Here is a 19,335-nt window from a genome sequence, read left to right as displayed (position 1 = left end):
ACCCATGAAGAAGGACATCCACCCCGAGTACGGACCGGTCGTGTTCCGCGACATCTCGGCCGACTTCGCGTTCCTGACGCGTTCCACCCTCGCGGGGACCAGCGCGTCGGGTCCTGGCCGTCCGGACAAGACGATCGTGTGGACCGACGGCAACACCTACCCGGTCGTCGACGTCGACATCTCGAGCGCGAGCCACCCGTTCTACACGGGTACCGCGCGCGTCGTGGACACCGCCGGCCGCGTCGAGAAGTTCCGTCAGCGCTACGGCAAGGGCGCCACGGGAGGTGCCGCGAAGAGCGAGGGCCGCTGAGCCGTCGCTCGTCGTCGGGCCGCGGTCGCCAGCTCGTGGCCAGGAGAGCCGCCCACCCCTCGGGGTGGGCGGCTCCGTGCGTACCGGGGCGTGCTGCAGCGCGCCGAGTGACGGCGAACGGGGCTGTGGGCGCGTCGTCGGGCGCCTCTCGCGTGTGCGGATCTTGTGCGCGTGGAGCTCCTCCGGGGGTCCCGGGGGCGCCAAGTAGGTCACATTCAGGGCAAAACGGGCAAGATTCCGCGTTCAGAGAAACACGTTCGGCGCGGAAACGCGCGGAAACCCCCGTAGATTCCTTAGTGTTGTCCACGAAGTCCCGCCTCACGGCTGGCAAACTGAGACCTCAACGTCGCGCGGTGCCCACCGCGAGGCGTGAACCGATGAAGGGATCCGCATGTCGCTCAACAAGTCTGAGCTCGTCTCGGCCATCGCCGCAAAGTCCGACCTGACCAAGGCTCAGGCCGAGAACGCCCTCAACGCGTTCCAGGAAGTCCTCGTCGAGTCGCTCGGCAACGGCGAGGCCGTCAAGGTCACCGGCCTGCTCTCGGTCGAGCGCGTCGAGCGTGCCGCTCGCACGGGCCGCAACCCCCGCACCGGCGAGGAGATCCAGATCCCCGCCGGCTTCGGTGTCAAGATCAGCGCCGGCAGCCTCCTGAAGAAGGCCGTCACCAAGTGATCCTCGCGGCGCGCTGAGGCGTGCCGCACCGCGGGGCCGCGCCCCGCACCACTGACACAGGCCCGGGTGCCCGACGACGTCGGGCACCCGGGCCTGTGTCGTGCCCTGGGTGCGTGGCGATCGGGCGTGGAGCGCTAGCGATAACTGTTCTCATTCTCTAAGGTGGGCGGGTCCAGGGCGTGCGCCCGACCCCGACCGGAGGGCACCATGAGCGTCCCGCAGCACCCGACGAGGCGAGCACGGCGAGCACTGAGCAGTCCTGACCGTGGCGGGCCCGCCCACGCGCACGCGCACGGCGACGGCCCGACGCCCCCTGCGAGCAGACGGGTCCGGCTCGTGCTCGCGGCGATCCTGGTCCCCGCGCTGGTGCTGACGATCGTCGGGCTCGTCGCGCTCTGGCCCCGCGGGGCCGACGTGCCGGACCAGATCCCGGTGACCGCCCAGGGCGCGTTCGTGGTGTTCGGCGAGGTGACCGGTGAGGCTGAGGTCGAGACCGGTCTGGTCCCCGTACGTCTCGACGACGGCACCGAGGTCGAGGTGGTCGCACCACCCGAGTACGTCCACCACGGCTTCGAGGTCGGCGACAGGCTCCGCCTCCTCCACATCGAGCAGGCCGCGGGGGACGGGGGGACCCCCTACGTCTTCCTGGACTTCGAGCGCGGCATCCCGATCGCCCTGCTCGCGATCGCCTACGCGGTCCTCGTGCTCGCGGTCGCCCGGTTGCGCGGGCTCGCGGCGCTCGCGGGGCTCGCCGTCGCGCTCGTCGTGATCGGGCAGTTCACGCTGCCCGCGCTGCTCTCGGGCCAGAGCTCCCTCTACGTGGCCCTCGTGACGTCGTCGGCCGTGATGTTCGTGGTGCTCTACGTGGCCCACGGGTTCACGGCCCGGACGTCGACCGCCATGGTCGGCACGCTCGTCGGTCTGGCGCTGACGGCCGTCCTGGCCGCGTGGGGCGCCCGGACCTCGCACATCACCGGGCTCACGTCCGAGGAGGCGCTCTGGCTCCCGTCCTACGCCCCCGCGATCGACCTCCAGGGCATCGCGATCTGCGGGATCGTCCTCGCGGGGATGGGCGTGCTCAACGACGTCACGATCACCCAGGCGTCGACCGTGTGGGAGCTGCGCGCGCTCGCGCCGGGCGCCTCACGGCGCGAGCTCTTCTCCCGGGCCATGCGGATCGGCCGCGACCACATCGCCTCGACCGTCTACACCATCGCGTTCGCGTACGTGGGGGCGGCCCTGCCGCTGCTCATGGCGGTCTGGCTGTCCGACCAGGCGCTCGGCGTGAGCCTGACCTCGGGGGAGATCGCCGAGGAGGTCGTCCGGACGCTCGTCGGGTCGATCGGGCTCGTGCTCGCGATCCCGCTCACGACCGCGATCGCTGCCGTGACGGTGCCGACGGGCGCGCTGGGCACCGTCGATGCCGCGGACGTGGTTCGTGCAGGCGCCGCGGGCGGGACGGTGGACCCGGACCGCGACGACGACCTGGCCCGGAGCACCCCCTTCACCTGATCGACACCGACACCCCACGGGACGGGCCGATGCCTGACCTGGGAGTTCGCCATGATGTGCGCATGAGCGAACAGTGGGTCGAGGTCGCGACGGAGCGGCTGCGCGACCAGCACGCGTGCCCCGGGTGCGGGACCGTCCTCACGTCGACCCGCTGCGAGGCGTGCGGCCTCGCCCTGTCGGGGCCGTGGGCGGTCGAGGTGCTGCGCGCGTCGCGCGACGCAGCAGCCGCGCTCGACCGGCGAGCCGCCGGTCTGCGCGCCCTGCGGTCCGCGGACGAGCGGCTCCGCGCCCAGGGGGCCCCGGCCCGCCCCCAGCCCTCCGTGCCCGTGGCGGGCGCAGCGCGCCGGCCGGCGTACACCGCTCCCGCGGCACCGGCACCGGCACCGGCACCGGCACCGACCCGGTCGAGCGTCGGCCTCCAGCCCATCCTCGCGAGCGCGGGGGCCGGGCTGCTCGCGGTCGCGACGATCGTGTTCGTCTTCTTCACGCTCGCGGACGACCTCGCGGTCCGGGCGCTCGTCACGGGCGTCGTCACGCTCCTCGCGCTCGGGGCCGCCGTGTTCCTGCGCCTGCGGGGCATGGGCGCCTCGGCCGAGTCGATCGGTGCGCTCGGCGTCGTCCTGCTGCTCGTCGACGTCGAGCTGTTCCTGAGCGCCGGGCTGCTCGGTGGCACGGACCCCGCGCTCGCGCGCGGCATGCTGCTGCTCCTCGTCTCGGCGGGTCTGCTGGTGGCCGGGCACCTGGTGCGCATGCGGACCTGGAGCGCCGCCGGGCTGATCCTCGCCCCGGTGGTTCCCGTGGTCCTCGCGGGCGCGGTCGCCGGGGGCTCGTCCGTGGACCTCGGGACGGAGTCCGGGGTGTACGCGGTCGGCATGCTCGCGGCCTGCCTCGTGACCCTCCTGGAGCTGCCGGTCGCGCGCGTCTCGGGTTCCAGGCTCGGATCCCGTCTGGTCGCGGAGACGACCGTGCTCCAGGTCGCGCGCTACCTCGTGTACCCGACCGCGCTCCTCGTCGGCATGGCCGTCCCGCCGGTCTCGTGGCTCCCCGGGTGGAGCGGCGCGGCCCTGGTCATGGTCGGGGGTGCGGCGACGGCCGCGATCCTTGCGCGGTGCACGGGGCAGCGGCTCTGGTGGTGGGTCACGGGCGCGGTGGCGGTCCTCGCGGCGGTGCTGCTCGGCGTCGGGCACTGGCCGTGGTCGATCGGCCTGGCCCCCGTCGCTGGACTCGCGGCCGGCGCCGTCCTGGTCGCGGCCGCGACGGCCGCGCGGGCCACGGCACGCTCCCGGGAGGCGCTCGTGACGGGCGCGCTCGCGGTCTTCGCGGTGGCGACCCTCCCGGCGGTCGGGTACCTGGCCGCGCGCGTGCTGGTCGCGCTGACATCGGTCCGGGCGGCAGGTCCGCAGTGGTCGTTCACGGACGTCCCGCTCGCCCAGGACGGCGTGTTCGACGACGCGACGACGACGGCCGCGCTCGTCGGGGTCGGTGCGCTCGCCCTGGGGCTCCTCGGCCTGAGCGTGCTCCGCCTCGGGACGTGGCTCGGCTCGGGTGCCCGGGCCGGCCTGCCGTGGGTCGTGCTCTTCCTGCTCACCGGGATCGCGCTGCACCCGGCGTGGGCCGCGGTCACGTCGTTCGGGCTGCTCGCGGCCCTGGCACTCGCGCTCTTCGTGCTCACCGACCAGTTGTCAGAAGCACGCCGGTCCGGGGACCGGCCCAGTTCTGACACCGGATCTCCGACGGTCGTCGTCCCCGGGGCCCTCCCGAGGTCCGTGAGGTCGGAACGTGCCCGCTGGGCCATGGCCGCCCTCACGGGCATGTTCGCCCTGACGGGCATGGCGGCCGTCGTCTCCTGGGCGGCGCGCCCGACCGCGGTCCTGGGCGGCGCCGTCGTGCTGGGGCTCCTGCTGCTCGCCCGACGGGTCGTGCCCGCGGGGGGCCGCCCGTACCTCGTGGGCCTCGGCTACGGGTACGCGCTCCTGGTCCTGGGCATGACGCTCGGGTGGGCGGGCCTCGCGGGGGTCGAGGCGCTCGCGGTCGTGTCGGTCACGGCCTCGGTCGTGGCGATCGTCGTGACGCGCCTGCGGGCCGTCGACCGTCCCTCGTGGTGGGCCGTCCTGGTCACGACGTCGGTGCCGTTCGTCCTGGGCGTGGCCTCGGTCCTCGAGGAGCGCAGCTACTGGTCGGCCGCGGCCGCCGCGACCATGCTCGCGCTCGAGGCCGTCCTGGTCCTGACGCGACGCCCCGGGATGACGCGCGCCGTGCGGGTCGCGGCGGCCGGGCTCCTGCTCCCGACGGCCTCGGTCGTGCTCGTGTGCCTGGGCGCGGAGCTCGTCCCGGGCAGCGGGTCGCCCGTCGTGCTCCCGCTCGTCGCGATCCTCACGGCCGGCGCGGCCGTGGCCGTCCCGCAGGCCCTCGCGTTCCTCGGCGCTCGCGGGCTCCCGGACACGCACACCGAGCCGGTCGGCGGGGCGGTCGAGGTCAGCACGCTCGTCACGGCCGCGGTCGCGGTCCTGCTCTCCCTGGTGCGCGTCTCGGCGGGGCCCGAGACCGCGATGATCGTGCTCCTGGTCCTGGGGACCGGCGCCGCGGTCGTCGCGGGTCGACCCGCCCGCCGCTGGACGTGGTGGCTCGCGGCCGTGCTGTGGGTCGGGGCGCTGTGGTCCTTGCTGAGCCTGCTCGGGGTCGGTCTCGTCGAGGCGTACACCGCGCCGCCCGCGCTCGCGGCGGTCGTGGTCGGCGGGATCCTCGCGCGTCGCGGACCGGGTGGGCGACGCCTGGTCGCGGGGGGCCTCGCACTGCTCGTGGTGCCGTCGCTGCTCGTCTCGATCCTCCTGCCCGACGCCGGTCCGTGGCGCAACCCCGTGCTCCTCGCCCTGGGGCTCGTGCTCGTCGTCGGTGGTGAGGTCGCTCGCCGGCTCGCGGCCCGCGGCACCCGCGTCAGCACCTCGTGGGCGAGGGATGCCGCGACGTACCTGTCGCTCGCGGCGGTGCTCGCGTCGGTCGGCGGCCTGGCCGCCGCGCTGCGGTTCGTCGCGGCCTCGGGGGCCGTCGGGGACGACCCGACGGCGACCTACCTCGGGGCGCTCGCCTGGTCCGCGGCCGGGGCCGCGCTCGCGGCGCTCGCGGGGCACCGGTTGGTGTCCGCGGCATCCATGGGGCCAGGGGCGACGGGCGCCGGGCCCGACGACGTCGCCCACCTCCCGCTCGCCCCCGCGGCCCGGCGGTGGTGGGCCGCGCCCGCGATGGTGCTCGCCGTCGTCGGGCCCGTGGCCGCGGTCGGCGAGAGCTGGACCGCGATCGTCCTGACCTGGTCCCTCGAGGTCGCGCTCCTGGTGCTCGTCGTGCACACCGTGCGCCAGGCGCTGCGCGCGACGGCGCCCGAGGACCTGCGCTGGCCCCCGGCCTGGTTCGTGTGGGGGCTCGCGCTCGTCACCGCGATCGGTGCCTGGTCCCCGCGCGAGCTGCGTGTCGAGGTCTTCTCGCTGCCCCTCGGGGCGGGCCTGCTGGTCGCGGGGTACCTGGCGTTCGTGGCGTCGTCGGGTCCTGCGCCTGCGCCGGGACGAGCGCCGGTGGCGCGGCTCGCGGACTGGCCCGTCGGGTTCGTGGGCTCGTGGCGCACGCTCGCGGTCGGGATCGCAGCGACGCTGGGCCCCTCGGTCCTCGCGACCTACACCGACGCCCGGACCTGGCGGGCCGTGCTCGTGGTCGGGCTCGCGCTCGCGGCCGTGCTGGTCGGGACGCGCCTGCACCTCGCGGCACCGTTCGTCCTGGGCGTCGTGGTGCTCCCGGTCGAGATCCTCGTGGTGTTCGTGAGCCAGCTCGGGACGGCCATCTCGGCCGGGCCGTGGATGCTCACGCTGACCGCCGCGGGCGGGCTGCTGCTGATCCTCGCGGTCTACTACGAGCGGCGCATGGCCGCGTTCGACGGCGCTGCGGCGTACCTGCGCGACCTGCGGTGAGGACGAGGGAACGGGTTGCCCCCCGCTGGCCCGGCCCATCGCGGGTCCGGGGGCTTGTGTCGGGGCTGTTCGGCTGACCGGGAGCGGCTCCTGCTCAGCGAACGCCGTTCCTGCCCAGCCGAACCTGCTCGTCAAGGACTCCGCCGCTCGCTGAGGCCCCCGCTGCCAGCCCCCGCCGCCGACCACTCCGCCGTCGACCTCTCTGCCGCTGGGTGAGCCCCCGCCCTCGTCAGAGGGTCTTGCGCGCCCGCTCGATCAGCGGCCGCACCCGGTAGGGGATGAGCTCGCCCATCGAGAGCGAGGTCTCGGTGCGCTCGACACCGTCGATCGCGAGGATCGCGGCGTCGATGCGGAACAGGTGGTCCGTGGTGCGGCACGCGACCAGTACCCGCAGGTCCGACGTGCCCGAGCGGCCGTGGGCCTGGAGGACTTCGGGGATCTCCGCGAGCGTCGCCACGATGCGGCTCAGCTCCTTCTGCTTGACCTCGACCTCGATGAACGCCGTCAGCGGGTGCCCCAGGAACTCCGGGTCGATGCGCCGGTCGAAGTCGAGGAACGCACCGGCCTCCTCGAGGTGGGCCATGCGTGCGTGCACCGTGTTCCGCGAGAGCCGCAGGCGCTCGGCGAGCGCGACGATCGTGCCGCGCGGGTCCTTCGCGAGCGCGACGAGGAGATCGAGGTCGACGGCATCGTAGCTGCGCACATCGTTCAGCCTATCCCTGTGACGCGCAGCACACTGCCCAGCCTTTCCGTGATGACTGGAGCCATGTGCGGGGTGGGGTTACGTTCGCGGTATCCGGTGCTCGACGAGGAGCGCCGGGGTGCTCGACGGTGAGCACGGGAGCAGACGCGAGGTGACGCGATGACGCCCAGCCAGGTGGACAGCCGGGTAGTGCGGGGAACGGGGCTGGACGCCGTCCAGCTGCTCGACGAGACCGGTGCACGGCACGGATCGACGCAGTACGACCGATGGCTCGAAGGGCTCGACGCGGACCCCGCGCTCGCGCTGCGCCTCTACGAGGACATGATCGTGGTGCGGCGCCTCGATGCCGAGGCCACGGCCCTCCAACGCCAGGGCGAGCTCGCGCTGTGGCCCCCGCTGCTGGGCCAGGAGGCCGCGCAGATCGGGTCGGGCCGGGCGCTGCACGCCGACGACTTCGTGTTCTCGAGCTATCGCGAGCACGCCGTGGCGTACACGCGGGGCGTCGCGCTCGTCGAGCTCGTGCGGGTGTGGCGCGGCGTGACGGCGTCGGGCTGGGACCCGTACGCGGTCAACATGGCGACGCCTCAGGTCATCATCGGCGCCCAGACCCTGCACGCGACGGGCTACGCCATGGGCGTCCAGAACGACGGTGCCGACGCCGTCGCGGTCGCCTACCTGGGCGACGGCGCCATGAGCCAGGGCGACGTCAACGAGGCGTTCGTCTTCGCCGCGACCTACGGCGCCCCCGTGGTGTTCTTCTGCCAGAACAACCAGTGGGCGATCTCGGAGCCCGTGACGCTCCAGACGACCGTGCCGCTCGTCGACCGCGCCGCGGGGTTCGGGCTCCCGGGCGTGCGCGTCGACGGCAACGACGTCCTCGCGGTCCTCGCCGTCATGCACGAGGCCCTCGACAGGGCCCGCACGGGCGGCGGCGCCACGTTCGTCGAGGCCGTGACCTACCGCATGGGCCCGCACACCACGGCCGACGACCCCACGCGCTACCGCGACCCCGCGGAGCTCGAGACCTGGGCGGGCCGCGACCCGATCTCCCGCTACCGGACCTACCTCACGGGGCTCGGCCTGCTGACCGCCGACGAGGAGGCCCGCGTCCAGGGCGTCGCCGACCGGGCCGCGGCCGAGCTGCGGGCCGGGTGCATCGCGCTCGAGGACCCGCCCGCGCTCACGATCTTCGACCACGTCTACGCCGAGCCGCACGCGGCGCTCGCGGCCGAGCGCGCCGCGTACGCGCAGTACCTCGAGGGGTTCGCCGACGGTGCGGACGGCGACGGGCCCGCCGACCCCGCCGCCGGCACCACCGACCCGGCCACCGGCACCGACGCACCGACCGGAGGCGTCCGATGACCACCCTGACGCTCGCCAAGGCCCTCAACGCGGGGCTGCGCCGGTCGCTCGCGAACGACGACAAGGTCGTCGTCATGGGCGAGGACGTGGGCCGGCTCGGCGGCGTGTACCGCGTGACCGACGGGCTGCAGAAGGAGTTCGGGCCGCGCCGCGTGCTCGACACGCCCCTCGCCGAGTCGGGCATCCTGGGCACGGCCGTGGGGCTCGCGTACCGCGGCTACCGGCCCGTGTGCGAGATCCAGTTCGACGGGTTCGTGTACGTCGCGTTCGACCAGATCGTGTCCCAGCTCGCCAAGATGCACGCCCGCACGGGCGGCGCGGTGCGCCTGCCGATCACGATCCGCATCCCCGTGGGCGGGGGGCTCGGCGCGGCCGAGCACCACTCGGAGTCGCCCGAGGCGTACTTCGCGCACACCGCGGGACTGCGCGTCGTGACCGTCTCCGACCCGCAGGACGCCTACACCGTGCTCCAGCAGGCCATCGCGTGCGACGACCCGGTCGTGTTCTTCGAGCCCAAGCGTCGCTACCACCTCAAGGGCGAGGTCAACGAGGCGGCCGACCTCCGCTCGGCGCCGCCCATGGACGCGGCGCGCGTCGTCGTGCCCGGCACCGACGTCACGCTGGTGACGTTCGGGTCGCTCGTGACGACGGCCCGCGACGCGGCCGTCGCCGCCGCCGACGAGGGCGTGTCGGTAGAGGTCGTGGACCTGCGCTCGCTCTCGCCCATCGACCACGCGACCGTGGCGGCGTCGGTCCGCAAGACGGGCCACCTGGTCGTCGCGCACGAGGCGCCGCACCAGGCGGGCCTGGGCGCCGAGATCGCCGCGGCGGCGACCGAGCGCTGCTTCGAGCATCTCGAGGCCGCGCCCTTCCGCGTCACGGGGCACGACGTCCCGTACCCGCCCGCCAAGCTCGAGCAGCACCAGGTCCCCGACCTCGACCGCCTGCTCGACGGCGTGGACCGCGTCCTGGGGCGCGGGGCGTACGACGAGTCCGACAGCCCGGCGTTCGAGGGGGCGGCACGGTGATGAGCACGCGCGAGTTCCGCCTGCCCGACCTCGGCGAGGGCCTCACCGAGTCCGACCTCGTGAGCTGGCACGTCGCCGCGGGCGACACGGTCGAGCTGAACCAGGTCATCGCGGAGGTCGAGACCGCCAAGGCGCTCGTCGACCTCCCGTCGCCCTACGCCGGGGTCGTCACGGTGCTGCACGCCGAGCCGGGGCAGACGGTCAACGTCGGGGAACCCCTCGTGACGTTCGAGGTCCCCGACGAGGGCGAGGCGCCGGGAGGCACGTCCTCGTCAGGCGGTTCCGCGGGCACGCGGCCCGACGGCGGTGCGTCCGTGGGGAGGGCGTCCGGCAAGGGTCAGGCGGGTCGAGCGCCCGACGGCGGTGCGTCCGCGGGCAGTTCGGCGGGCGCTGGTACGGCGGTTCGGGTGCCCGACGGCGCGGCTTCCGCGGGGGACTCGGCCGGCGGCGACGCGGAGGTCGCCGAGGAGGCGCCTCAGCCGAACCTCGTCGGGTACGGGGCGCGGCCGGAGCGGTCGGGCCGACCCGCGCGACGTGCCCGACGCGCTCCTGCTCGCGCCGCGATCGAGAACGGGCGTACGGGGGTCGAAGGCCCGGTCGGAACCCCCACCAGCCCGATCTCGACGGACGAGCCGGCGCCCGGCCAGCGTCCCGGCACCGGTACGGGGACCCTCGCGGGTGCGGGTGAGGCCGTCCCGGCCGAGCGACCGCGCTCGACGCCGCCCGTGCGCCGGCTCGCCAAGCTGCTCGGGGTCCACCTCGAACGGGTCGTCGGGACGGGGGCCCGCGGGCTCGTGACCCGCGAGGACGTCCTGTCGGCCGTGAGCTGCGCGCAGGCCGGGGCCAGGGACGGCACGGCTGCCGGGGCCGAACAGGCGACGGGCCACCGGACCGGGACAGGGACCGGCGCCCTGGCCGGTCGAGGAGCGGGGACGGGGCGCGAGCGCAACGGCGTCCACGGCCTGCCGAGCACGGCCGCCGCGGGCCCGCTGTCCCGAGGGTTCGTGACCGGCGACGTCGCCGACCGCGGCACAGCGGGCCACGACACCACCGGGACGGACGCCGACGGGGACGAGACCGCGCTCCGCACGACGGGGCGCTTCGCGCCGACCTCGTTGCGCGACATCCTCGGCCAGTCCGGGCTGGCCCGCGCGGCAGCCCGTCGTGCCGGCAGCTTCCCCCCGCCCGACGAGGACCGTGTGCCGGCCGCGCCCGACCATGGGGCGGGAGCGACGCCGTCGGGCCTGCGCGCCGACGGGACCCCCGGCCGAGGGACGGGCGACCCTGGTACCCGCGAGACGCGCACCCCCGTGCGCGGCGTGCGCAAGCACACCGCCGCCGCGATGGTCGCGAGCGCGTTCACCGCTCCCCAGGCGACCGTCTTCCTCACGGTCGACGTCACGCCCAGCACCGAGCTCCTCGACCGGCTCCGGAGCCACCCGCTCGCCCGCGGGACGCGCATCACGGTCCTGGCGCTCGTGGCGCGGGCGCTGTGCGTCGTGCTGCCGCGGCACCCGTCGCTCGCCAGCCGGTGGGAGGACCTGCCGGACGGGAGCGCCGAGATCGTCCACAGCCCGCGCGTGCACCTGGGGATAGCGGTCGCGACCGAGCGAGGGCTCGTCGTGCCGCACGTGCCCGACGCGCACACGCTCGGGCTCACGGGCCTCGCCGAGGCGCTCGCGGACCTCACCGCGACGGCCCGCAGCGGACGCACCGCGCCCGAGCGGCTGACGGGCGGGACCATCACGATCACCAACGTCGGGGTGTTCGGCGTCGACGCCGGGACGCCGATCCTGGTCCCGGGGGAGGCCGCGATCCTGGGCGTCGGGGCCGTGCGCCGCCGCCCGTGGGAGCACGAGGGCCAGGTCGCGCTGCGCGACGTCGTGACGCTGAGCCTGTCGTTCGACCACCGTGTGGTCGACGGCGAGCAGGGCGCCCGCTTCCTCGCCGAGCTCGGTGCGCTGCTCGCCGACCCGGCGCTCGCCCTGCTGCTCGCGGGGGACCCGGCCGACCCGGCCGACCCGGCCGACCCGGCTGACCCTGACGGCCAGGCCGCTCGCCGGACGGGCGGCGCGTCGTGACCGCGACCCTGCCGAGCACGCGCGCGCCGGGCGTCGGCGACGTCCTGGGGACGACCGTCGACCCGGCCTCCGCCACGGCCCTGGCCAACGACGCGGCCCAGCGAGCGCTCGTCGCGGGGCTGCGCGAGCGCACGGCCCGTGCCGCGCTCGGCGGCCCCGAGGCGTCCCGGGCGCGGCACGTCGCGCGCGGCAAGCTGCTGCCGCGCGAGCGCGTCGAGCACCTGCTCGACGAGGGCAGCCCGTTCCTGGAGATCGCGCCGCTCGCGGCCGAAGGGATGCTGGGCGGCGAGTGGCCCGGTGCGGGCGTGATCGCGGGGATCGGCCTGGTCGAGGGCCGCCAGGTGCTGGTCGTGTGCAACGACGCGACGGTCAAGGGCGGCACCTACCACCCGCTCACGGTCAAGAAGCACCTGCGGGCCCAGGAGATCGCGCTCGAGAACCGGCTGCCGTGCATCTACCTGGTCGACTCGGGCGGCGCGTTCCTGCCGCTCCAGGCCGAGGTCTTCCCCGACCGTGATCACTTCGGCCGGATCTTCTACCACCAGGCCCGGCTCTCGGCCGCGGGCATCCCGCAGATCGCGGCGGTCCTGGGCTCGTGCACCGCGGGCGGCGCGTACGTGCCCGCGATGAGCGACGAGACCGTGATCGTGCGGAACCAGGGCACGATCTTCCTGGGCGGGCCGCCGCTCGTGAAGGCCGCGATCGGCGAGGTCGTCACGGCCGAGGAGCTGGGCGGCGGCGACCTGCACGCGCGCCGCTCGGGCGTCACGGACCACCTCGCGGAGGACGACGAGCACGCGCTCGCGATCGTGCGCCGCATCGTCTCGACGCTCCCGCCGGACCCCGCGCCCGCGTGGGCCGTGCGAGAGAGCGTCCCGCCCGCCGTCGGGCAGGACGAGCCCGGCGGGCCGGGCGAGAGCCTGTACGGTGCGGTCCCGGTCGACGTCCAGGCGTCCTACGACGCGCGCGAGGTCGTCGCGCGGCTCGTCGACGGCAGCGTGTTCCACGAGTTCAAGCGCGAGTACGGCGACACCCTGGTCACGGGGTTCGCGCACCTGCACGGGCACCCCGTGGGGATCGTCGCGAACAACGGGGTCCTGTTCAGCCCGTCGGCGCTCAAGGGCGCGCACTTCGTCGAGCTGTGCGACCAGCGCGGCATCCCGCTCGTGTTCCTGCAGAACATCTCGGGGTTCATGGTCGGCACGGACGCCGAGGCCGGGGGGATCGCCAAGGACGGCGCCAAGATGGTCACGGCCGTCGCGACGACGCGCGTGCCCAGGCTGACGGTCGTGGTCGGCGGGTCGTTCGGGGCGGGCAACTACTCGATGTGCGGGCGCGCATACTCGCCGCGCTTCCTGTGGTCGTGGCCCGCGAGCCGGATCTCGGTCATGGGCGGCCCGCAGGCCGCGTCGGTGCTCGCGACGGTCAAGGCCGACCAGCTCGCGGCGCGGGGCGAGCAGTGGGCGCCCGACGACGAGGCCGCCTTCCGCGAGGACATCCGCTCGCGCTACGAGGAGCAGGGCGACCCGTACTACGCGACGGCCCGGCTCTGGGACGACGGCATCATCGACCCCGCCGACACGCGCCGCGTGCTGGGACTCGCGCTCGACGTGTGCGCCCGCACGCCTCTGGCCCCGACCGAGGGCCCGCGGTTCGGGCTCTTCAGGATGTGAGGGCCATGCTCCCGCAGCACACCGACCAGTTGTCAGAAGCGAGCCGGGCTATGCCCCGGCCCAGCTCTGACAACTCGTCCGCGGGGCGGCGCCCCTTCGGCACGGTCCTCGTCGCCAACCGCGGCGAGATCGCGTGCCGCATCATCGCCACGCTGCGGCGCCTCGGCATCCGGTCGGTCGCGGTCCACAGCGACGCCGACGCCGGCGCGCGCCACGTGTCCCTCGCCGACGTCGCGGTGCGGATCGGCCCGGCCCCCGCGGCCGAGTCGTACCTGAGCGTGCCCGCGATCATCGACGCGGCCCGCGCGACGGGCGCCGACGCGGTCCACCCCGGTTATGGCTTCCTGTCGGAGAACCCCGAGCTCGCGCGGGCCTGCGCAGACGCGGGCATCGTGTTCGTCGGGCCCAGCGTCGCGGCGCTCGAGGCCATGGCCGACAAGATCACGGCCAAGGAGATCGTCGCGGCGCGCGGGGTCCCGGTCGTGCCGGGCAGCACGGGCCGCGACCCCGCGACGGGCCGAGCGCTCGACGACGAGGCGCTCGCGCGGGCCGCGCGCGACGTCGGCTTCCCGCTGCTGGTCAAGCCCTCCGCGGGGGGCGGCGGCAAGGGCATGCAGGTCGTGACGTCGGCCGACGACCTCCCGGCTGCGCTCGCGAGCGCCCGACGCGTCGCGACCCGGTCGTTCGGCGACGGCACGCTGCTCGTCGAGCGCCTGGTCGCCCGGCCGCGCCACATCGAGGTGCAGGTGCTCGCGGACTCGCGCGGCGCCGTCGTGCACCTGGGGGAGCGCGAGTGCTCGCTCCAGCGCCGCCACCAGAAGGTGGTCGAGGAGGCGCCGTCGCCGCTGCTCGACACTGCGACCCGTGCCCGGATCGGGGCCGCCGCGTGCGAGGTCGCGCGCAGCGTGGACTACGAGGGCGCCGGGACGGTCGAGTTCCTCGTGCCCGCCGACGACCCGACCACGTTCTTCTTCATCGAGATGAACACGCGCCTGCAGGTCGAGCACCCTGTGACGGAGATGGTCACGGGCCTCGACCTGGTCGAGGCCCAGCTGCGCGTCGCGGCGGGGGAGGCGCTGGGGATCGCGCAGGAGGACGTGGTCCTGCGGGGCCATGCGATCGAGGCGCGGATCTACGCCGAGTCCCCGGCCCGCGGGTTCCTGCCCGCGACGGGCGAGGTCCTCGCGCTCACCGAGCCCGACGGCGAGGGGTGGCGTCTCGACAGCAGCCTCACCGAGGGGCTGCGCGTCGGGGGCGACTACGACCCGCTGCTCGCGAAGGCCGTCGCGCACGGCGCCGACCGCGACCAGGCGCTCGACCGCCTCGACCGCCTGCTCGCGGAGACGCTCGTCCTGGGGGTCGACACCAACATCGGCTTCCTGCGGGCACTCCTCGGGGACCCGGACGTCCGGTCCGGCGACCTCGACACGGGGCTGATCGAGCGGTTCGTGGCGGCGGGGGGAGTGCCCCCGGGGACCGCGACCGAGGACGACCTCGTGGCCGTCGCGCTGTTCTCGCTCGCGGCGCGCGCACTCGGCTCCCGGGGCGCGACGCCGCACGCGACCGGCCCGTGGGGTGCCGACGACGGCTGGCGTCTCAACGCCGCGCCGCGCCCACGCAGGGTCACCCTGGTCGACACGGCGCCCGGCACCACGACCCCGACGCGTGCACCCCGCGAGGTGACCGTGACGGGAGATGCGAGCGACGCCGTCGTGCACGTGGACGGGGACCCACGGCCGGGGTCAGCCCGGCGGACCGCGCTGACCCCCGTCGCGGGGAGCGCGCACGCGTGGCGCTACGTCGTGGACGGGGTGGGAGAGACCGTGGACGTGGCGGCCGACCCCAGGGACGCGAGCGTGTGGCTCGCGCGCGGGGGCCAGGTGGTCCAGGTCGCGGTCCCGACGCGCGCCGAGCTCCTCGCCCTCCGCGCCGCCGCCCGCGGTGCCTACGCCGACGGCGCCGACGTTCTCACGAGTCCCGACGTCCGCGCGGGCATGCCCGGCACGGTCGTGACGGTCGCGGTCGCGGACGGCGAGACCGTCGCCGCGGGCGCGGTCCTCGTCACGGTCGAGGCCATGAAGATGGAGCACGCGCTGAGGGCCCCGCACGCGGGCGTCGTGCGGCTCACGATCCGCCCGGGAGACCTGGTGCGCCGCGACGAGGTGGTCGCGCGCGTCGACCAGGTGCCCGACGACGTCGCTCCCGCCCCGGCGGACGGGCCCGCCCCCGCGGTGGTCACGCCGCCCTCGCACGTCCCCACCCAGGCCGGTACCCCGGCCGTCCCCGTCCCCTCCCACACCCCAGGAGCGCCATGAACACCGAGCTCACCGACGAGCAGCGCAAGCTCAGCGACACCGTGCGCGAGTTCGCGGACACCGTCGTCGCGCCCGCGGCGTACACGTACGACACCGAGCGCCGCCTGCCGCTCGACATCATCCGCGAGATGGGCGACCTGGGGCTGTTCGGCCTGCCCTTCGCCGTCGAGCACGGCGGCCAGGGCAAGGACTACCTGTCGCTGTGCCTCGCGGTCGAGGCGCTCGCGCGCGTCGACCAGAGCATCGCGGTCACGCTCGAGGCCGGCGTCGGGCTCGGCATCATGCCGATCGTCCGGCACGGGACCGCCGCGCAGCGCGAGCGGTGGCTGCCGGACCTGGTCACGGGACGGGCTCTCGCGGCGTTCGGGCTGACCGAGGCCGAGGCGGGCTCCGACGCGGGCGCGACGCGCACGACGGCACAGATCGAGACCGGGCCCGACGGCGGCGCCGGGGTGTGGGTCATCGACGGCAGCAAGCAGTTCATCACCAACTCCGGGACGCCCATCACGAGCGTCGTCACCGTCACCGCGGTCACGGGCGAGGAGACCCGGGCCGACGGGACCGTGAAGAAGGAGCTGTCGAGCATCCTCGTGCCGTCGGGGACGAAGGGGTTCACGGTCGGGCCGGCGTACGACAAGGTCGGGTGGCACACGTCCGACACCCACCCGCTGACCTTCGAGGACGTCCGGGTCCCCGAGGCGAACCTGCTGGGCGAGCAGGGGCGCGGGTACGCGAACTTCCTGCGCGTGCTCGACGAGGGCCGCGTCGCGTTCGCGGCGCTCGCCACGGGGGCTGCCCAAGGGTGCTTGGAGGAGGCGCTGCGGTACGCGCGCACGCGCAACGTGTTCGGCCGCGACATCGGCTCGAACCAGCACATCGCGTTCACGCTCTCGCGCATGGCGGCCCGCGTCCACCAGGCACGGCTCTGCTACTACGACGCGGCGTCGAAGCTCGCGAACGACGCGCCGTTCAAGGTCGAGGCGTCGATCGCGAAGCTCGTGGGCAGCGAGGCGGCCATGGCCAACGCGCGCGACGCCGCGCAGATCTTCGGCGGCTACGGGTTCCTCAACGAGAACCCCGTGGCCCGCCACTACCGGGACTCCAAGGTGCTCGAGATCGGGGAGGGGACGACCGAGGTACAGCTCATGATCATCGCGCGCGGGCTGGGGCTCACGGCGTGAGGACGTGGCCGGGGTGACGGTGACGACTTAACCCCGGGTTAACCCCTGTCGACCGTCGAACCGTCGACGGGCCCGGGGCCGAGAACGGGGTTCCGCGCGGTCGAGAACGAGGTCGTGGTCGGTATGCCGGCCAGAACGACCGCAACCTCGTTCTCGGCACCCGGGACACACACCAGACCAGCAGGAAGGAGCGCAGGATGCGGGAGATCGAGCAGCGCGGGCTCTACTACGACGAGCTCGAGACCGAGGTCCGCTACGTCCACCGCCCAGGGCGCACGCTGACCGAGGCCGACAACGTCCTGTTCACGACGCTGACCATGAACACCCAGTCGCTCCACCTCGACGCCGCGTGGGCCGCGACCCAGCCGTTCGGGCAGCGCCTCGTGAACTCGATGCTCACGCTCTCGACGCTCGTCGGGGCCTCGGTCGCGCAGCTCACGCAGGGCACGATCGTCGCCAACCTCGGGTTCGCCGAGGTCGCGTTCCCGCACCCGGTGTTCCACGGCGACACCCTGTACTCCTCGACCGTGGTGCTCGAGAAGCGGCCGTCCGACTCGCGGCCCGGGCAGGGCGTCGTGACGTTCGAGCACCGCGGGCACAACCAGGACGGCGTGCTCGTGGCCCGGGCCGTGCGGTCGACGCTCGTGTGGACGCGCGCCGCGCATGAGACGGCCGTCGCGACCACCACGGAGGGTGGGCCGGGCGCGGGGGCTCGTGACGCCGTCGGGCAGGAGGGCGACCCCTCGTGACGACCTTCGACCTGGGGCCCGCGCTCCTCTTCTGCCCCGCCGACCGGCCGGACCGGTACCGCAAGGCGCTCGATCGCGCCGACGCCGTGATCCTCGACCTCGAGGACGCGGTCGCGCCGGACCGCAAGGCCGCTGCCCGCGACGCGCTGCTCGCCGTACCCCTCGACCCGGCGCGGACGATCGTGCGGGTCAACGCGGTCGGGACCCCGGAGCACCTCGCCGACCTGGCCGCGCTCGCCCGCACCGCCTACCGGACCGTCATGGTGCCCAAGGCCGACGAGCGGCTGCCGCTCGACCTCGGCGGGCTGCGCGTGGTCGCGCTGTGCGAGACGGCCGCGGGCGTGCTGGCTGCGCCCGAGCTGGCCCGCCGGCCCGGCGTCGTGGCCCTCATGTGGGGGGCCGACGACCTGGTCGCCTCGCTCGGCGGGACGTCGAGCCGGTTCCCCGACGGGGGCTACCGGGACGTCGCGCGCGCCGCGCGCTCCGCGGTGCTGCTCGCCGCGGGGGCCGCGGGCGTCGCCGCGGTCGACGCGGTGCACCTCGCGATCGAGGACCTCGACGGTCTGCGCGACGAGGCGCTCGACGCCGCGGCCGTCGGCTTCGCCGCGACCGCGTGCATCCACCCGTCGCACGTCCCCGTGATCCGGGCCGCGTACGCGCCCCCGCGCGCCGCGGTCGAGGGCGCCCGCACGCTGCTGGCCGCCGCACGCGGGCACGACGGCGTGTTCGTGCACGACGGCGTGATGATCGACGGCCCCTCGCTCCGGCACGCCGAGGCCGTGCTGCGGCGGGCCGACGCGGCCGGGCAGGCTGACGAGGCAGGCGCGGCCGGGTCGGCACGGACCGCCGGATCGTTCGAGACCCCGGACAGCACCGGGCGCACGGCCCCGGACGTCCTCCGCACAGGAAGCAGGCCGACATGACGACCGACGGAACCCGGCCGGTGAGCGACGACGCCCCGGCCCGACGCGCCGCGAGGAGCGACCCGCAGGGCGCCAAGGGCTACCCGGACGCGGCCACCGCCCTCGACGGGCTGCTGCGCGACGGGATGACGATCGCCGTGGGCGGGTTCGGGCTGTGCGGCATCCCGGCCGACCTCATCGAGGCCGTGCGCGACTCGGGCGTGCGGGGCCTGACCGTGGTGTCCAACAACATGGGCGTCGACGGCAAGGGGCTCGGGCTGCTGCTCGAGAGCGACCAGGTCGACAAGGTCCTGTCCTCCTACGTGGGGGAGAACAGGCTGTTCGCGCAGCGGTACCTCGACGGCGACCTCGAGGTCGAGTTCGTGCCGCAGGGCACGCTCGCCGAGCGCCTGCGCGCCGGCGGAGCAGGGATCCCCGCGTTCTACACGGCCACGGGCGTCGGGACACCGGTCGCGGAGGGCAAGCCCGTCGAGGAGTTCGACGGGCGTCGCTACGTCCTCGAGCGCGGCATCGTCGCCGACCTCGCCCTGGTGCACGCGCACCGGGCCGACGCCTACGGCAACCTCACCTACCGGTTCACGGCGCGGAACTTCAACCCGCTCGTCGCGACGGCCGGCCGCGTCACGGTGGTCGAGGCCGAGATCCTGGCCGACGAGCCCCTCGATCCCGACGTCGTGGTCACGCCCGGGATCTTCGTCGACCGGCTCGTGCCCGCGCGGCCGCGGGTCAAGGACATCGAGCAGCGCACCGTGCGGGCTCGCGGGGCGGCGCCGGGGACTGCCGCGCCCGCGGCGGGCGGGGACGGCGCGGGACCGAGCACGGGTGCCGAGGCCGCCGCCCCGGTGCCCGCCGCAGGAAAGGAGGCCTGA

At 74.9% G+C, this 19,335-nt stretch carries 14 protein-coding genes; 13 read left to right on the top strand and 1 reads right to left on the bottom strand.

What is annotated here, in order from left to right; all coding sequences use genetic code 11:
- Nucleotides 1-4: 4 nt before the first annotated feature.
- The 4 genes from ACIPWA_RS19540 (at nt 5) to ACIPWA_RS19525 (ending at nt 6,451) form a co-directional block, all read left to right on the top strand.
- Nucleotides 5-310, top strand: coding sequence for a type B 50S ribosomal protein L31 (locus ACIPWA_RS19540; protein ID WP_056644431.1), 306 nt, complete (start codon nt 5-7; stop codon nt 308-310).
- Between the two features lie 391 nt (nt 311-701).
- Nucleotides 702-983, top strand: a complete 282-nt coding sequence (locus ACIPWA_RS19535; protein WP_056644436.1) for an HU family DNA-binding protein — start codon at nt 702-704, stop codon at nt 981-983.
- Nucleotides 984-1,190: 207 nt separating this feature from the next.
- On the top strand, nt 1,191-2,495 hold the full coding sequence (locus ACIPWA_RS19530) for a YibE/F family protein (RefSeq protein WP_400292266.1): 1,305 nt from the start codon (nt 1,191-1,193) through the stop codon (nt 2,493-2,495).
- 62 nt (nt 2,496-2,557) lie between these two features.
- Complete coding sequence (locus ACIPWA_RS19525; protein WP_400292265.1) at nt 2,558-6,451, top strand: SCO7613 C-terminal domain-containing membrane protein; 3,894 nt, start codon at nt 2,558-2,560, stop codon at nt 6,449-6,451.
- Between the two features lie 229 nt (nt 6,452-6,680).
- On the opposite strand, the gene ACIPWA_RS19520 is transcribed toward ACIPWA_RS19525, so the two are convergent.
- Complete coding sequence (locus ACIPWA_RS19520) at nt 6,681-7,154, bottom strand: Lrp/AsnC family transcriptional regulator (RefSeq protein WP_056644442.1); 474 nt, start codon at nt 7,152-7,154, stop codon at nt 6,681-6,683.
- Nucleotides 7,155-7,313: 159 nt separating this feature from the next.
- On the opposite strand from ACIPWA_RS19520, the gene pdhA reads away from it, so the two are divergent.
- The 9 genes from pdhA (at nt 7,314) to ACIPWA_RS19475 (ending at nt 19,335) form a co-directional block, all read left to right on the top strand.
- Nucleotides 7,314-8,516, top strand: a complete 1,203-nt coding sequence (gene pdhA, locus ACIPWA_RS19515) for a pyruvate dehydrogenase (acetyl-transferring) E1 component subunit alpha (RefSeq protein ID WP_400292264.1) — start codon at nt 7,314-7,316, stop codon at nt 8,514-8,516.
- On the top strand, nt 8,513-9,544 hold the full coding sequence (locus tag ACIPWA_RS19510) for an alpha-ketoacid dehydrogenase subunit beta (protein ID WP_056644448.1): 1,032 nt from the start codon (nt 8,513-8,515) through the stop codon (nt 9,542-9,544). The genes pdhA and ACIPWA_RS19510 overlap by 4 nt, the downstream gene beginning before the upstream one ends.
- Nucleotides 9,544-11,625, top strand: a complete 2,082-nt coding sequence (locus ACIPWA_RS19505) for a dihydrolipoamide acetyltransferase family protein (RefSeq protein WP_400292262.1) — start codon at nt 9,544-9,546, stop codon at nt 11,623-11,625. The genes ACIPWA_RS19510 and ACIPWA_RS19505 overlap by 1 nt, the downstream gene beginning before the upstream one ends.
- 44 nt (nt 11,626-11,669) lie before the next feature.
- A complete protein-coding gene (locus ACIPWA_RS19500; protein WP_400292401.1) occupies nt 11,670-13,298 on the top strand; it encodes a carboxyl transferase domain-containing protein in 1,629 nt (542 codons plus the stop codon).
- Between the two features lie 50 nt (nt 13,299-13,348).
- The gene (locus ACIPWA_RS19495) at nt 13,349-15,613 is read left to right on the top strand and encodes an ATP-binding protein (protein WP_400292399.1); all 2,265 of its coding nucleotides are present in this window, start codon (nt 13,349-13,351) and stop codon (nt 15,611-15,613) included.
- A complete protein-coding gene (locus ACIPWA_RS19490) occupies nt 15,610-16,794 on the top strand; it encodes an acyl-CoA dehydrogenase family protein (protein ID WP_056761088.1) in 1,185 nt (394 codons plus the stop codon). Before ACIPWA_RS19495 ends, ACIPWA_RS19490 begins: the two co-directional genes overlap by 4 nt.
- Nucleotides 16,795-16,991: 197 nt before the next feature.
- Nucleotides 16,992-17,543, top strand: coding sequence for a MaoC family dehydratase (locus ACIPWA_RS19485; RefSeq protein WP_400292259.1), 552 nt, complete (start codon nt 16,992-16,994; stop codon nt 17,541-17,543).
- On the top strand, nt 17,540-18,466 hold the full coding sequence (locus ACIPWA_RS19480) for an HpcH/HpaI aldolase/citrate lyase family protein (protein WP_400292257.1): 927 nt from the start codon (nt 17,540-17,542) through the stop codon (nt 18,464-18,466). The genes ACIPWA_RS19485 and ACIPWA_RS19480 overlap by 4 nt, the downstream gene beginning before the upstream one ends.
- Complete coding sequence (locus tag ACIPWA_RS19475) at nt 18,463-19,335, top strand: CoA transferase subunit A (protein WP_400292256.1); 873 nt, start codon at nt 18,463-18,465, stop codon at nt 19,333-19,335. The genes ACIPWA_RS19480 and ACIPWA_RS19475 overlap by 4 nt, the downstream gene beginning before the upstream one ends.

Origin of the sequence: Oerskovia enterophila (assembly GCF_044748475.1) — a bacterium.
In the GTDB taxonomy this organism is placed as follows: domain Bacteria; phylum Actinomycetota; class Actinomycetes; order Actinomycetales; family Cellulomonadaceae; genus Oerskovia; species Oerskovia enterophila.
The sequence above is the reverse complement of the archived record's forward strand: the minus strand, read 5'-3'. Positions and strand labels throughout refer to the sequence as shown.

What these genes read in the sequence shown, in the direction of transcription:
- ACIPWA_RS19540 (WP_056644431.1), top strand. Translation starts at nt 5, where the DNA reads ATGAAGAAGGACATCCACCCCGAGTACGGACCGGTCGTGTTCCGCGAC.
- ACIPWA_RS19535 (WP_056644436.1), top strand. Translation starts at nt 702, where the DNA reads ATGTCGCTCAACAAGTCTGAGCTCGTCTCGGCCATCGCCGCAAAGTCC.
- ACIPWA_RS19530 (WP_400292266.1), top strand. Translation starts at nt 1,191, where the DNA reads ATGAGCGTCCCGCAGCACCCGACGAGGCGAGCACGGCGAGCACTGAGC.
- ACIPWA_RS19525 (WP_400292265.1), top strand. Translation starts at nt 2,558, where the DNA reads ATGAGCGAACAGTGGGTCGAGGTCGCGACGGAGCGGCTGCGCGACCAG.
- pdhA (WP_400292264.1), top strand. Translation starts at nt 7,314, where the DNA reads ATGACGCCCAGCCAGGTGGACAGCCGGGTAGTGCGGGGAACGGGGCTG.
- ACIPWA_RS19510 (WP_056644448.1), top strand. Translation starts at nt 8,513, where the DNA reads ATGACCACCCTGACGCTCGCCAAGGCCCTCAACGCGGGGCTGCGCCGG.
- ACIPWA_RS19505 (WP_400292262.1), top strand. Translation starts at nt 9,544, where the DNA reads ATGAGCACGCGCGAGTTCCGCCTGCCCGACCTCGGCGAGGGCCTCACC.
- ACIPWA_RS19495 (WP_400292399.1), top strand. Translation starts at nt 13,349, where the DNA reads ATGCCCCGGCCCAGCTCTGACAACTCGTCCGCGGGGCGGCGCCCCTTC.
- ACIPWA_RS19490 (WP_056761088.1), top strand. Translation starts at nt 15,610, where the DNA reads ATGAACACCGAGCTCACCGACGAGCAGCGCAAGCTCAGCGACACCGTG.
- ACIPWA_RS19485 (WP_400292259.1), top strand. Translation starts at nt 16,992, where the DNA reads ATGCGGGAGATCGAGCAGCGCGGGCTCTACTACGACGAGCTCGAGACC.
- ACIPWA_RS19475 (WP_400292256.1), top strand. Translation starts at nt 18,463, where the DNA reads ATGACGACCGACGGAACCCGGCCGGTGAGCGACGACGCCCCGGCCCGA.